The organism is Dellaglioa sp. CoH-55-MRSF-6 (genome assembly GCF_056782215.1).
Genome location: NZ_JBXAYJ010000004.1, coordinates 54,245 through 69,417, shown reverse-complemented (window position 1 = coordinate 69,417; position 15,173 = coordinate 54,245). Strand labels below are relative to the sequence as shown.

At 33.3% G+C, this 15,173-nt stretch carries 14 protein-coding genes and 2 other annotated features; all 14 genes read right to left on the bottom strand.

Features of this window, described 5'->3' with window-relative positions:
• Nucleotides 1-11: 11 nt before the first annotated feature.
• Nucleotides 12-1,460, bottom strand: a complete 1,449-nt coding sequence (gene cls / locus AC1RPK_RS05515; protein ID WP_481761673.1) for a cardiolipin synthase — start codon at nucleotides 1,458-1,460, stop codon at nucleotides 12-14.
• A gap of 15 nt (nucleotides 1,461-1,475) precedes the next feature.
• Nucleotides 1,476-2,315, bottom strand: a complete 840-nt coding sequence (locus tag AC1RPK_RS05510) for an amino acid ABC transporter substrate-binding protein (RefSeq protein WP_481761672.1) — start codon at nucleotides 2,313-2,315, stop codon at nucleotides 1,476-1,478.
• Between the two features lie 10 nt (nucleotides 2,316-2,325).
• Nucleotides 2,326-2,964, bottom strand: a complete 639-nt coding sequence (locus AC1RPK_RS05505; protein ID WP_409022355.1) for an amino acid ABC transporter ATP-binding protein — start codon at nucleotides 2,962-2,964, stop codon at nucleotides 2,326-2,328.
• A gap of 11 nt (nucleotides 2,965-2,975) precedes the next feature.
• Nucleotides 2,976-3,632, bottom strand: a complete 657-nt coding sequence (locus tag AC1RPK_RS05500; RefSeq protein WP_409022354.1) for an amino acid ABC transporter permease — start codon at nucleotides 3,630-3,632, stop codon at nucleotides 2,976-2,978.
• 168 nt (nucleotides 3,633-3,800) lie between these two features.
• Nucleotides 3,801-4,034: a binding site (T-box leader), on the bottom strand.
• A gap of 44 nt (nucleotides 4,035-4,078) precedes the next feature.
• The gene (gene minD / locus AC1RPK_RS05495; RefSeq protein WP_409022353.1) at nucleotides 4,079-4,882 is read right to left on the bottom strand and encodes a septum site-determining protein MinD; all 804 of its coding nucleotides are present in this window, start codon (nucleotides 4,880-4,882) and stop codon (nucleotides 4,079-4,081) included.
• Between the two features lie 2 nt (nucleotides 4,883-4,884).
• On the bottom strand, nucleotides 4,885-5,556 hold the full coding sequence (locus tag AC1RPK_RS05490) for a septum site-determining protein MinC (protein WP_409022352.1): 672 nt from the start codon (nucleotides 5,554-5,556) through the stop codon (nucleotides 4,885-4,887).
• Between the two features lie 19 nt (nucleotides 5,557-5,575).
• Nucleotides 5,576-6,097: a rod shape-determining protein MreD gene (gene mreD / locus AC1RPK_RS05485; RefSeq protein WP_409022351.1), complete on the bottom strand. Its 522-nt coding sequence runs from the start codon at nucleotides 6,095-6,097 to the stop codon at nucleotides 5,576-5,578.
• Between the two features lie 13 nt (nucleotides 6,098-6,110).
• Nucleotides 6,111-6,962 carry a rod shape-determining protein MreC gene (gene mreC, locus AC1RPK_RS05480; protein ID WP_481761671.1) on the bottom strand — a complete coding sequence of 284 codons (852 nt, stop codon included), beginning with the start codon at nucleotides 6,960-6,962 and terminating at the stop codon, nucleotides 6,111-6,113.
• A 101-nt stretch (nucleotides 6,963-7,063) separates the two neighbouring features.
• Nucleotides 7,064-8,068: a rod shape-determining protein gene (locus AC1RPK_RS05475; protein ID WP_409022785.1), complete on the bottom strand. Its 1,005-nt coding sequence runs from the start codon at nucleotides 8,066-8,068 to the stop codon at nucleotides 7,064-7,066.
• A gap of 207 nt (nucleotides 8,069-8,275) precedes the next feature.
• Nucleotides 8,276-8,956: a RadC family protein gene (gene radC / locus AC1RPK_RS05470; RefSeq protein WP_481761670.1), complete on the bottom strand. Its 681-nt coding sequence runs from the start codon at nucleotides 8,954-8,956 to the stop codon at nucleotides 8,276-8,278.
• Between the two features lie 49 nt (nucleotides 8,957-9,005).
• The gene (locus tag AC1RPK_RS05465) at nucleotides 9,006-10,319 is read right to left on the bottom strand and encodes a bifunctional folylpolyglutamate synthase/dihydrofolate synthase (protein ID WP_481761669.1); all 1,314 of its coding nucleotides are present in this window, start codon (nucleotides 10,317-10,319) and stop codon (nucleotides 9,006-9,008) included.
• Nucleotides 10,320-10,394: 75 nt separating this feature from the next.
• A complete protein-coding gene (locus tag AC1RPK_RS05460) occupies nucleotides 10,395-13,040 on the bottom strand; it encodes a valine--tRNA ligase (RefSeq protein ID WP_481761668.1) in 2,646 nt (881 codons plus the stop codon).
• Between the two features lie 69 nt (nucleotides 13,041-13,109).
• Nucleotides 13,110-13,310 (bottom strand) — a binding site (T-box leader).
• 37 nt (nucleotides 13,311-13,347) lie between these two features.
• Nucleotides 13,348-13,836, bottom strand: coding sequence for a thiol peroxidase (tpx, locus tag AC1RPK_RS05455; RefSeq protein ID WP_481761667.1), 489 nt, complete (start codon nucleotides 13,834-13,836; stop codon nucleotides 13,348-13,350).
• 115 nt (nucleotides 13,837-13,951) lie between these two features.
• Nucleotides 13,952-15,169 carry a tRNA uracil 4-sulfurtransferase ThiI gene (gene thiI, locus AC1RPK_RS05450; protein WP_409022345.1) on the bottom strand — a complete coding sequence of 406 codons (1,218 nt, stop codon included), beginning with the start codon at nucleotides 15,167-15,169 and terminating at the stop codon, nucleotides 13,952-13,954.
• Between the last annotated feature and the right edge of the window lie 4 nt (nucleotides 15,170-15,173).

The window sequence follows — 15,173 nt, the reverse complement described above, 5'->3', positions numbered from 1 at the left end:
CGTTTCCATTCCTATAATATCGGTGAAAGAAGTCTTGAAAACTGTTGCTTAAATTTCAACCAATGTGATTGATCATTAAAATACCTTTTCGTTAAAAGACTACTTTGTTCCATATCAGTTTCAAAAATTGTTTTAAGTGTGCTTGCCACACCTACATCATAAATAAATGCATTCGCTTCAAAGTTTAACTTAAAACTTCTAAAATCAAAATTAGCTGAACCAACGGATGCAACCATTTCATCAATTACAACTGTTTTAGCGTGTAAAAATCCATTGTTGTATTGATAAATTTCTACACCAATATTCGTTAGATCTTTCGCATAATACTGTGTAGCACGATAAACAAAGGCATGATCTGGCATACAAGGAATCATAATTCTAACCTGAACGCCTGAAGATACCGCAATATCTAACGCTTCTATAACAGAATCATCTGGAATTAAATAAGGTGTTTGAATATAAATATATTTTTTAGCTGAATTAATTAACTTAATATAACCTTTTTTTATTTGTTCAATTTCTGAATCAGGTCCACTAGAAACAATTTGCATGTTAACTTTACCTTTTGTAACAGTTTGTGGAAAATAACTTGACTGGTAATTAATCTGATTATTTCTCGCAGTTGCATTCCAATCCATAATGAACCTACTTTGTAGTGATCCGACAGCGTTTCCAAATACGCGAATATGTGTATCTCGCCAGTTACCAAATTTCTCACTTTCACCTAGATACTGATCACCGACATTGAATCCACCGATGTAACCGATTTTACCATCAATAACGACAATCTTTCTATGATCTCTAAAGTTCAAACGAAGATTTGAAAATGAAAAATGTGAACCCAGAAAGGCTTCTGCTTTACCGCCCAATTCCTCAAGATGTTTGAAGAATTTTTTAGTAGTTCCCTTTGATCCCAATGCATCATAGATGATTCTAACTTCAAGACCTTCATTTGCTTTCATTTCAAGTAACGTCAATAGTTCATTTCCAATATGCCCATCTTCGAATGCATAATACTCAACATGGATATGGTGTTTAGCTTTACGAATGTCTTGAAATAACGTCTTAAACTTATCATGCCCATCAATAAATAACTGAACCTCATTCTTCTTAGTTAAAATAGATTTCTCTATTTCTAAAAACATATGCATGATTTCGTTTACATCATCAGTATATTTACCGCTTGTTGTTAATTCTCCTCTGGCCCATTCTTCTTTTTGTTGATCTACTAATTGGTCAACACCCATACGACCCTGTGTTTTAATATCAAATATTTTTTCTTTTGAAATTTTCTTACCAAAAAAAAGATAAATTAAAAATCCAAAAATAGGTATACCTATCAAGACAAGAAGCCATGCCCATGTTGCAGCAATATCACGTTTTTCTCTAAAGACGGTCACAATTGCCGCTAACAAGTTCAATAAAAAAACAAGTAGCACACCAATATTTACATATGTCATATAGTCCCTCCAAAATTAATTATTTTGAATATTATTATTTTCACCAAACCATTTTTGATTTAATTCTTTTAGATAACCTTTGTTTTGCAACTCTGTTATTGCCCTATTAATTTTTAATTGCATTGTTGTATCAGATTTTCGCATACCTACCGCAAAATCTTCAGTTTTAAAATTACCATTTATCACGTTATATGCATTTGAATTCGACTGATGCTTAATAAAGTAGTTCGCATAGACATCATCAATTAAAAGTCCTTGAATTCTATCTGCATTTAAATCGATAAAAGCATTATCAAATGAATCATATTGAACAGGTTCTTTATCTTTAATATTATCTTTTAAAATATCTGGATGCAAATTTAAGCTATCAAATCCAGCTGAACCACTTTGAACACCTAAAATTTTTTGTTTCATATCAGAAAAAGAATTAATTTCACTTGATTTTTTTGTTACTAATACTTGCTTGTTCGTTAAATATGTACGACTGAAAGCAACATTCTTAGCACGTGCAGTTGTTTTTGTATACCCATTCCAGATTAAATCAATTGTCCCATTTTTTAATTCCGTTTCTTTCATAGACCAATCAATTGTTTGGAAATCAACTTGAATATCATATTTTTCAAAAACTTTTTTTGCTAAATCAACATCATATCCTACTAAACTACCATCTTTTTGTCTGAATGTCATTGGCACAAAACTATCATCAATTCCGATAACAACGGTACCCTTTTTTTGAATTGATTTCCAACTATCAACCGAATTCATTGATTGGCTACTATTGCTACAGCCAGCTAATCCTATAAACATCATCATAAATAATATTGTAAAAACAATTTTTTTTTCTAATTGATTCATTTATTATCCTCTAATCTTCTAGCGGCTTAACTTTTAATAATTTATCCGCAATATTTTCAGCAAATGGTACATCATGTGTCACTATTATTTGAGTCATTCCGTCTACTTTCAACGATAATATTAAATTCTCTACTTCCTGGCGTAGTGCTGGATCAAGTGCTGAAGTTGGTTCATCATAACACAAGATTTTAGGATTCATCGCTAATGCACGTGCAATTGCAACTCGTTGTTTCTGCCCACCTGAAAGTTGGTAAGGATATAAATGCCCTTTATTTCCGAGAGATAAGCGATCTAATAATTTTTGTGCTTCTTCCTCGGCCTGGACTTTATTACGATTTAAAACTAATTTTGGAGCTAACGTTATATTATCTAACACTGAAAGATGAGGGAATAATTGAAATTCCTGGAATACTACCCCAATAACACTTTCGTTCGTATTATTACGATATGGATCAAATGGTGAGGCATCAATTAGAATATCTCCAGAATCAATTGATTCTAACCCACTAATACATCTCAATAAAGTCGTTTTTCCACCACCAGATGGACCAACAATACTAACAATTTCACCATCATTAACTGTTAAATTAATATCATCTAAAATTAATCGTTTTCCATAATACTTTTTAATATTTTTTAACTCTAGCATAGAATTACTCCTTATTTGTAATAACTATAATGTTTTTCAATTTTCTTCAAGACAAGTGTAAATATAGCTGTTAATAACAGATAGATTGCCCCAACCATCAATAGTGGGACGAGTGTTACATCACGACTCGTCGCTACGTTACCGGCTCTTAATAAATCGCCTAACCCAATAACATATACTAAACTTGAATCTTTAACTAAATTAATAATTTCATTTCCAATTGAAGGTAAAACGATCTTGAACACTTGTGGAATAATAATTGTCCTAATAGTTTGCCAATATGATAGACGCAATACCTTTGCACTTTCATATTGACCTTTAGGAATCGATTGCAATCCACCCCTAAATATTTCAGCAAAATACGCACCATAATTCAAAATAAATGCAAATAATGCCGCATCGTATCGACCGAATACAATATGAATATGGAACTGTTGTAGTGTTGGTAGTCCATAAAACACAAAAATTAATTGTAGTAGCAGTGGTGTTCCTCGCATTAACCAAACATAAAAATTCAAAAAATACTTAATTGGTTTTATTTTTGAAATTAATCCTAATCCGACAATTAAACCAAGTGGAATCGATCCAATGATCGTCCAAAAAAATATTTCTAACGTTAATTTAGCACCATCTATTAATGATGGCAAAATTTCTAATATATAAGTCATTACATTATCTCCCTTTAGTTAAATAAAAAAATCCTCTCAAGCCAAATCAAATTGACTCAAGAGGACGATAGCCGTGGTGCCACCTCAAATTCATATTTTTCTCACGAAAAATAACTTATGTAGATTAATAAAAATGAGTATAAAAAAACTCTATAGTCATTATTGACTATAGAGGGCGACGAATCGCGGTACCACCTCAAACATCATTAAATTCTCACAAATTTAATCTTAACGAGTTTATTAAACTACAGCTATAACGGGCTTATCCCGGACTTCCCTAATTAACTAGTTTAGGAAATCAACTCGCAGATGTGTTTCAGACTTAAGAACTGTATCTTTTCAGCAATCGATACTCTCTTTAAAAGTTTGTTTAAGCCTTAATCTTCTGTTCAACGTTTTTCTTAATTGATAATAATTTAGCATACTGTCATTAACATTGTCAAGAATTAGTCTTTCTTAAACCATGAACCCATTTTTTTCCAAAAACCTTTTTGAGGCTGTTTTATTGTCATCAAGGGCACTGTTTCCCCTAGTAGTCGACGTGCTACATTACGATAACCTAATCCAGCTGGATTTTTAGAATCTAAAACAATTGGTTCACCATGATTTGATGTACTAATAACAGCATCGTCATCAACAATAATTCCTAATAAATCAATAGACAAATGACGTGTAATCTCATCAACATCCATTGCTTGACCATCTTCCATCATTTGACGACGGATACGATTAATAATTAATTTTGGTTGTTGTAATAATGGATTTTGCTCTAATAAACCTACCACGCGATCTGCATCACGAACCGCAGAAATTTCAGGCGTTGTTACAATAATAGCCATATCTGCACCAGCAATAGCATTCATAAAACCTTGCTCAATTCCAGCTGGGCAATCAATAATAACATAGTCAAACTCTTCTTTTAATTCATCAACAATTGCTTTTACTTGTTCAGGAACTAATGCTGATTTATCAGTATTTTGTGCAGCAGGTAATAAGTATAAATATTCGTTAAATCTCTTATCTTTAATGAGTGCTTGGTGTAACCGTGCACGACCCTCAGCTACGTCTACAATATCAAATAAGATACGGTTATCAAGACCTAAAACAACGTCTAAATTACGCAAACCAATATCTAAATCCATTAGAACAACCTTTTTTTCAAGAAGTGCTAATGCAGTTCCAATATTTGCAGATGATGTTGTTTTACCAACACCACCTTTACCAGATGTTACAACAATTGCTTTTCCCATCTTTAATATCCTCCAGCATGATTAAATAATTTTGGTCGAAGTGACTTTAATTCATCTCGATTGCCATAATCTATAATATGTAAATCATTAACATAGATTACAGTATCTTGACTGTTTGTTACTTTTTCATCATCTATAATATCAACTAATTCACCAATTCGTACTTGTGAAGCAGCTGAAACATCGCCCACAATAATGCTATCTGTATTATTGTTAAATCCAGCATGAATGACACCTTGAACTTCACCCATAACAAAAATATTACCAGCAGCTCGTAATTGACCACCCTGATGTAATTTACCTAAAAATAAAATATCACCTTTTAAATCAACTATTTGTCCACTTCGAATTGTTAGATAGCATAAATGAACGTTGTCATTTTCTTTTAAAATATTAGCATCTTCTATGGTCATTACTTCAGATTCGATTTTGTGTACTTTAAAATTACGGTATTCAGAAATAATTTTTTCGATTTTTTGCTTTTCATCTGCTGAAAACAATCGATTTTCTGTTTTAATATCAAACGAAATAACCGTTTCATCAGCATTCTTTTTTTCAGCACTTAAATTATTAAATAATTCTCTAAGTTCAACCAAAATTTTATCAAATCCGAAATCCTGTTTAAGAATAATTTCATAACCATCTTTATAACCTTTTAAAATAACACCTTGCATCTACGTTCACCCCTGAATTTTAATTATATCGGTTACTTAAATTCATTAATTTTGATATTGGATAGTACAAAATAATAAATACCACCAGATTAAAAGCTAAAGTTGGTCCAAACGAAGTACTAACGAATGTTGTTACAGATTCATTAGCAAATCCAATCATCTCATTGACTGCATAATACGAAACTTCTAAAACTGCCAAATCAATAAAATAAATGAGTAATATCACAATAAAAGATGGTTCGAAATATTGATATGCTATTTTAGTTAAATAAACAATTAATGGTAACAAAATCATATAAATACCCAAAATACCGGCATAATAACTATCAAATGCTAGACCAACACCAAACGCCCATAATTCAAGATGCTTATTATCTGAGTAAAAGATACCCATTATCAACCATAACAACAACAGGTGACTAACCATGATAGTCGTTTGTGATTGTAACTGTTCCATAAAAACAAATTGTATTGTACCATCCAAAAAAAAGGAAATAATAAGTCCTAACGGAAAAATATACTGTCTATTTTTATTTCTCATCTAATCTCACCTTCTAATCCAACGTCTGAGCAACTGTTACAACCGTTAGGTCACTCAAATCAACTGCAGGTTTGATATAAATTTTAGAAGCAAGTCCATAATCACCTTGCTCAACTTTAGACACAACACCAACATTTAAACCCTTTGGTGTTGTGCCTCCAAGACCAGATGTGACAACAGAATCACCTTTTTTCAAGGCTTTCTTAGAAGTAATTTGACCCATAATTAATAAATTATCTGTTTTATCATAGTCAGTAATTAAACCATTAATAATATCATCGTTTGAATTATTTACTTGAACTGCAAATCTATTAGCAGAATCATTAGTAGTCGATATTAATTCAACTTTACTATTTGTTTTATTAACTTCTATAACACGACCAATCAATCCAGAACCAGCCATCACTGGTGCGTTCTTTTTAACACCAGACGCACTACCTTTACTTATCACAAGTTGATTTAGCCAACCAGAAGGTAATCGCGTTAAAACAGATGCATTAATTGAAGTATAATCAGTCAATGTACTGTCCAATTTTAATTCCTTTTTCAGCTGTTTATTCTCATTTTTAACAGTGTCTGATTCCACTTGAACTTGTGCTAATTTATCAACTTGTTTTTTTAATTTTTGATTTTCTTGATATGTATTTAAAAGATCAGAAATACCAATAACTGAACTTTTTAAGCCATTTGCAGGATAACTAACTGCTCTATCAAATAGACCAACAACATCATTACCAAATTCTTGAATGAGCGGTGGTGTTGATTTTTTATTTCTAACGGAAACTGAAAATGAAATTAAACTAAAACTCACAATAATGGCTATTAAAATGATGATTAGTCTTCTATTTGAAAAAAATTTCTGCATGTTCGCTATCCTCCACTTACCTTATAATTAACTAAAAAATTAAGAGGCTGGATAAATAAACCACCAACCTCTTCATTTTTAGCTTATGTGATTTTTAAAATCTATCTTTTCTTCATGACGTCGATACTTTTTAATGATTCACCTGTACCAATTGCAACACAGTCGAGTGGTTCATTAGCAATAAAAACAGGCACTTTTGTAACTTCAGAAATAACTTCTGATAGGTTTTTTAATAATGCACCACCACCTGTTAATACAATACCATGGTCAATCACATCAGCAGCAATTTCTGGAGAAGTTTCTTCCAATGTTTCCTTAATAGCAGTAATGATTTCAGCAATAGATTCTTGAATAGCAACTGCAATATCAGTTGCTTTTACAGTAACTGTTTTAGGAAGACCCGTAATCAAATCACGTCCTCTGATAGTTGTATCTTCAATTGATGCAGCATCTTTAACTGATGCAGATGCAACGTCCATTTTTAATTGTTCAGCTGTTCTTTCACCAATCAATAAATTAAAGTTTTGACGAATATATGACACAATTGATTCATCCAATTTATCGCCAGCCATTCTGATAGAACGGCTTGAAACAATACCACCTAATGAAATTGTAGCAACATCTGTTGTTCCACCACCGATATCAACAACCATATTACCCGTTGGATCCATCACTGGTAATCCAGCGCCGACTGCTGCAGCAAATGGTTCTTCAATAACGTAGGCGTCACGCGCACCGGCAACACGAGTTGCATCAATAACGGCACGTTTTTCAACTTCTGTAACGCCACTAGGAACACATACCATTACATAAGGTTTACCTGCAGATTTACCTAAAGCTTTTTGAATGTAATATTTCATCATAGCAACTGTTGTGTCATAATCAGCAATTACACCGTCTTTCATTGGGCGAATAGCCACAATGCTACTTGGTGTACGACCGATCATTGCACGAGCATCTTCTCCAACAGAAACAATTTCATCAGTTTTAACATTTTTAGCGACGACTGAAGGTTCACGTAAAACAATACCTTTTCCCTCAACATACACGATTGTATTAGCTGTTCCTAAATCAATTCCTATATTCTTTGTTCCAAATCCAAACACAGTCTTTCTTCCCTTCATCGTCAGCCTTCTAGGCGCTTTTATTCGTAGTATTTACATTATATCATAATCAAAAGTGAGATTTCATTCAATATTTACTAATTTTTATTAAGTTTATCTTAAATTATTATAAGGTAATTAATTTTGAATCCATAATCTTATTAAGTTTATCATATCTAATTTCATAGAACAAGAGAGCACCCTTGATAATCAAAGGACGCCCTCTTCTTTCATACTAAGATATTTAGTATTACCCGAAATAATATGATCTAACAGCTCAATTCCCATAAGAATACCACATTTTTCAACTCTTTTAGAGAAAATAATATCATTCTTAGATGGTGTCACATGCCCACTCGGATGATTATGGACCAATATAATTTTAGCTGCACCATATTTTAATGCAACTGCAAAAATATCTCTTGGATGGACCGTTGCTGAATTCAAAGTTCCAATGAACAATGTCTCTTGTTTTACAATTTGATTTTTTGTATCCAAGAATAATCCAATTAAAAACTCTTGGTTTAATCCACCTAACTCAGCAACCATTCTAACCCCAGCATCATGACTTGAACAGATTTGTCCACAAATAAAATGAGGTTCACTGTTGATTCGTGTTCCCAGTGTAACAATAGCTTGTAATTGTAATGCTGTAGACTGATTATTCCCATCCATCAATAACTGATAATCTTTTAAACAACATTTTTTTAGTTGGCTTAAAGATTGGTAACGTGAAGAAAAATTATTAACACACTTTCCAACATCATTAGGGTTCGTTAATAATAAACTAAAAACAACCGTCAAAAGCTCTTTATCTGATAAATTATCACATTGATACTTTTGGATTTGTTCCAGTAGATATTCATTTGAGCAACTAGAAATAAGTGACATGGTGATTCCTCCTATTTTTTATTAAATACGAGAAATTCACTTATTTAAATTATTCTGATACAAAATAACTACGAACCTCCGAAATAAAGTACAACGATCCTGTCACAAGTAATAAATCATCAGAAGACATTTCGCCAACACTTTGAACTAATGCCTCTTTCCAACTTTCTTGAATGGAGACATTATCAAACTTATTAACGTTGAAATCATCTATTTTGCTTACTAGACGTGGCCCTGAAAATTGAGTTAGTATAACTCGTACATGAGGAACTGCAGCTAATTTTTCCAGCATTTGTTTGCCTTGCTTATCCGCTAGTACTGCAAAAATAATTGTGATTTCTTTATCTTGAAAATGCGTTTTAAGCAACTGCGTAATCCGATCCACTGCTGCGCTATTGTGCGCACCGTCTAAAATAACTAACGGTTCATCATTTACTTTTTCAAAACGTCCTGGCCATCGTGTCTCTGAAATACCTTGCCTAATTGATTTAGGACTAATGGCCCATCCCTGAATTTCAGCAACCTTCTCAAAAGTAGCAATTGCTGTTGCTGCATTTTCATCTTGAAATTCACCTAATAATGGCACAGAAAGTTGTTTAATATTCAATTTATTCGACGTATACGTTAAAATTTCTTCCCATGATGATTTTGTTCCCTCAGATTTAGCATTAAAATCCACTCCTAATCGAAAAATAGGACTATTTTTTAATTTAGCCTCATTATTAATCACGCTAAAGACTTCATCAGTTACTCTACCAACGATAATAGGCCGATTACGTTTAATGATACCTGCTTTTTGTTGCGCTATCTTTTCAATTGTATTACCTAATATTTTCATATGATCTAGACCAATTGTTGTAATAACTGAAATAATTGGATCAATAATATTAGTTGAATCATACTTCCCGCCTAAGCCCGTTTCAACAACTACAATATCTACAGGATTTATGCTGCCAAAGTATACAAACATCATTGCAGTAATAATTTCGAATTCAGTTGGTCCCCCCTCAAAATCGGCTAGTTCAATATCCATTCGATCAACAACTGGTTTCACGACATTTACTAAATGTAAAAGGGCGGTATCATCAATCATCTGTCCATTTAAGGAAATACGTTCATTAAATTTAACAATGAATGGTGAAGTATAAGTTCCTACATTCAACCCTTGTGCAATTAATAATTCACGTAAAAATGCAACTGTTGAGCCCTTTCCATTCGTTCCAGCAACATGAATCATCGCGATATTACCTTGTGGGTTATCTAAGCGTTCCATAAATGCTCGCATTCTATTCAAAGATGGACTTTTTTTAAATTTTGTTCGCCCATGAATAAAATTGAGTGCCTCTTCGTAAGTTGTGATCAATTTTCCGTCCCGCTTTCTAAAAAAAATAGACTTATCTCAGGTATATTGTACCCGAAATAAGTCTATTTTGTTAGATTAAACTTCTGCTTTTAAATCAGAAATTCTTTCCTTAGTTGCTGTTAATTTAATTTGGTAATCTGCTAATTTTTCTTTTTCTTTTGTAACTACTGCCTCAGGTGCACTAGCAACAAACTTTTCATTGCCTAATTTTTTAGTTCCACGCACAACTTCAACATCAAGTTTTTTAACTTCTTTTTCCAAACGAACAATTTCGTCATTCAAATCAATTAGTTCAGCAAGTGGCATATAAATCTCTGCTCCCGTAATTACAGACGTCATTGCTAGCTTAGGAGCAACAACATTTGAACTGATTTGAAGTTCCTTAGGATGACAGAATCGTTGAATAAATTCTTGATTGTCTTCAAAAATAATCTTTGTTTTTTCATCAGTTGTTTTAATCAATAAATCAACTGCACTGGACATAGGTGCATTTACTTCTGCACGATTATTTCTAACAGCACGAATTAATTCAATTAAATTGTTCATATCAATAACTGATTGTTCATCTTCAAATTCTGGATGAACCACTGGGTAATCTGCAACAACAATTGATTCCCCTTCATGAGGCATTGTTAACCAAAGTTCTTCAGTTACAAATGGAATAATTGGATGAAGCAATTTCAATGTTTGATCTAAAACATAAGCCAAAATTTGTTGTGTATTTTGCTTAACTGTCAGATCTTCACCATTAAGATTTTCTTTACTCATTTCAATATACCAATCACAGAAGTCATTCCAGATGAAATTGTATAGAGCACGACCAGCTTCACCAAATTCAAAGACATCAAATAAGCGTGTAACTTCAGAAACAGTTGTATTTAATCGGCTTAATATCCATTTGTCAGCAAGCTGCCATTCTGATTTAGCTGGTAATTCAATTTTATCCACACCATCTAAATTCATAATAACAAATCGACTAGCATTCCAAATTTTATTAATAAAGTTCCAAGAAGCATCCATTTTAGTGTAACTAAAACGAACATCTTGTCCTGGTGCAGATCCATTAGATAGGAACCAACGAAGTGCATCTGCTCCATACTTTTGAATAACGTCCATTGGATCAATCCCATTACCAAGTGATTTACTCATTTTACGGCCATTCTCATCACGAATTAATCCATGAATCAAAACGTGTTCAAATGGACGTTCATCTGTAAATTCTAAGCTTTGGAAAATCATTCGTGATACCCAGAAGAAGATAATATCATATCCTGTGACAAGCGTATTAGTTGGGAAATAACGTTTAAAATCAGGTGCATCAGTATTTGGCCAACCCATTGTTGAAAATGGCCATAAAGCACTTGAAAACCACGTATCTAAGACATCATTATCTTGTTCCCAATTTTCGATATCAGTTGGTGCAACCTCACCAACGTACATTTCGCCAGTTTCTTTATGATACCAAGCTGGGATTTGATGTCCCCACCATAATTGACGTGAAATAACCCAATCATGAACATTTTCCATCCACTGTGTAAATGTATTTTCAAATCGTTCTGGGACGAATCCAACTTTGTCATCCCCTTGTTGGAATTTCAAAGCTTCTTCTGCGAGTGGTTTCATTTTAACAAACCATTGTGTTGATAAACGGGCCTCAACTTGAACGCCAGTTCTTTCAGAATGACCAACACTATGTGTAATTGGATCAATCTTAATCATTAAGTCCTCAGCTTCAAGATCTTTAACAATTGCTTTACGTGCTTCAAAACGGTCCATGCCAACATATTTACCAGCATTTTCGTTCATTGTTGCATCTTCATTCATTGTATTAATACGAGGTAAGTCATGGCGATTACCTACTTCAAAGTCATTAGGATCATGAGCAGGTGTTATTTTAACCATCCCTGTCCCAAATGCCATATCAACATAATGATCTGTAATAATAGGAATTTCTTTGTTAACAAGTGGTAGAATGACTTTTTTACCAACAATATCTTTGTAACGATCATCATCAGGGTGAACAGCAACAGCGACATCGCCCATCATCGTTTCTGGACGTGTTGTCGCTATTTCAATAAATCCAGAACCATCAGCGAATGGATATTTAACATGATAAAAAGCACCTTCATCATCTTGATGAATGACTTCAATATCTGATAAAGCGGTTCTTGCTTTAGGATCCCAATTAATAATGTATTCGCCACGATAGATTAATCCTTTATTATATAAATTAACAAAGACTTTTTTTACGGCATCTGACAAGCCGTCATCTAATGTGAAACGTTCACGACTATAATCGAGTGATAATCCCATTTTAGCCCATTGCTTATGAATAACATCAGCGTATTCATCTTTCCAATCCCAAACTTGTTGTACAAATTTCTCACGGCCTAAATCATAACGCGTCACACCTTGTTCAGCTAGTTTAGCTTCAACCTTTGCTTGTGTTGCAATTCCAGCATGGTCCATTCCTGGTAACCAAAGCGTATCAAAGCCTTGCATTCTTTTTTGTCTAATTAAAATATCTTGTAATGTTGTATCCCAAGCATGGCCTAAATGTAATTTACCAGTAACATTAGGCGGTGGAATAACGATTGAATAAGGTTTTGCTTCTGGATTAGCATTAGGTTTAAATAAATCTTTTTTCAACCATTCTTCATAACGGCCAGGTTCAACCTGACTTGGATCATATTTTGTTGATAATTCAACTTCTTTTGTCATGAGTTCTCCTTTTCATCTATCAATTTTATTTTAGGCATAAAAAAACACCGTCATCAAAAAACATTTCTGTTTTAGGACGACAGTGCCGTGGTACCACCTAAATTGGGTTTTAACCCCTCTTAATTACTTTTTAACGAACAATAATGTCCGGTTATTCCTACTTAATTTCAGAATAACGACTCCTGAGCTACCACCATAATGTCTAATTAAAATGTTTCAGCCTAGCATTTTATCTCTGAAATGACTGGTGTTCTCATTCTTTGTCTGTAGTCACATTTTAGCGTTTATTCTGAAAATCGTCAATATTTTATTTTTTTAATTCTTCAAGTAGTTTAGCGTAGTCTGGCTCATTTGAGATTTCCGTAACCAGTTCTTCATAAATAACATGTCCAGTTTCATCTAAAATGAAAACCATTCGAGCCATATGACCAAATTCCGGAACATCTAATCCAGTAACTTTCGCAAAATTCCCCTTATCTGCATGAAGCAATTGTAAATTGTTTACACCCTCAGCGGCACACCAATTTTTTTGATCTTCTTTTGAATCATCAGATACGGTAATAAATTCGATATCTCTAAAATTATCTGCTTCCATATTAAAACGTTTTGTTTCTATACTGCAAACACTTGTCGTAATACTTGGAACAACACTTAATACTAATTTTTTACCTGTACTTTTAGGTAATGTTACAACTTGATCATTTTCATCGTACGCATTAACTGTAGGAAAAACTTCCCCTACTTTTGGTGCTTCCCCAACTGTATCCATTTCACTACCATGACGAGTTACTTTCATAATTGACCACCCTTTCTTTATTTATCTCTATCTTACTCAATTACTGTTTAAGAAGCGACTTATTTGATTGGACAAAAAAAGATTAGACCGATTTGTCTAATCTTTTAAAGTGCTACTATAGTAATTCTGCGAATAATTCACTATTTTCATTTAAATATTCTTCGCCAACACGAATCTTGCTAACCTTGACACCTGCCAATGCACGTTCCATTAAGCCATCGATATCCAAACGAGCTTCAAATTCCCTTGAACGGTCTAAACGAGGCTTTGTTTTAGGTGCTGGTGGGGCAAAAATTGTACAACAATCTTCAAATGGTTTAATTGAAAGTTCAAATGTATCAATTTTTTTAGCAACATCAATAATTTCATTTTTATCCATTGAAACGACTGGTCGAATAATTGGCATTGTTGTAACGTCATTAATTGCAACCATGCTTTCAAGTGTTTGAGAAGCAACTTGGCCTAATGATTCTCCATTAAAGATTGCTAATCCACCACGTAATTCGGCAATTTTTTCAGTTAAACGTAACATGAAACGACGTGTTATGGTCATTAAATATGGTTCTGGTACATCATGTTTAATTTGCTCTTGAATCTCAGTAAAAGGAACTTCAATAAATTGAATCGTTCCAACATAAGGTGTCAATTTAACTGTTAGTTCTTTAGCCTTAGCTAAAGCTTGTTCACTTGTATATGGTGGACTGAAGAAATGAACCATCTCCATTGAAACACCACGTTTCATACCAAGGTACCCTGCAACAGGCGAATCAATTCCACCTGATAACATTAACATCCCTTTACCAGCAGTACCAACGGGTAAACCACCAGCACCCTGACGCGTTTCAGAAGATAAGAAAATCCCATTTGAACGAACTTCAACACGTAAAATAATATCAGGCTGTTTCATTTTAACAGTAATGCCAGGCACGTGATCTAAAATCCAGCCACCTAGTTCGTCATTCAACTCATTAGTATCTAATTCAAAATCATGATCAGAACGACGTGTGTTAACTTTAAATGTTGTCCCTTCAACAAATTGCTCACTAATCATTGCTACAGCTGTTTCTTTAACTAAATCCATATCTTGTTCAACGCGAATTGCAGGTGAAAAATTTTGAATCCCAAAAACCTGTGATAAACGTTGCATAACTAATTCGCTGTCGTCACCGTTTAAATTAATGTGCATCCGATCACGATTTGCTTTAACAACTAAATCATCAAAACCATGTAAACTATTTCGAACGTTTGTTCCTAGGCGATCAATAAAGTTCCTCTTATTTTTTCCTTTTGTTGATAGTTCGCCATAACGAACCATTATCTCTGTATATTGCATGTCG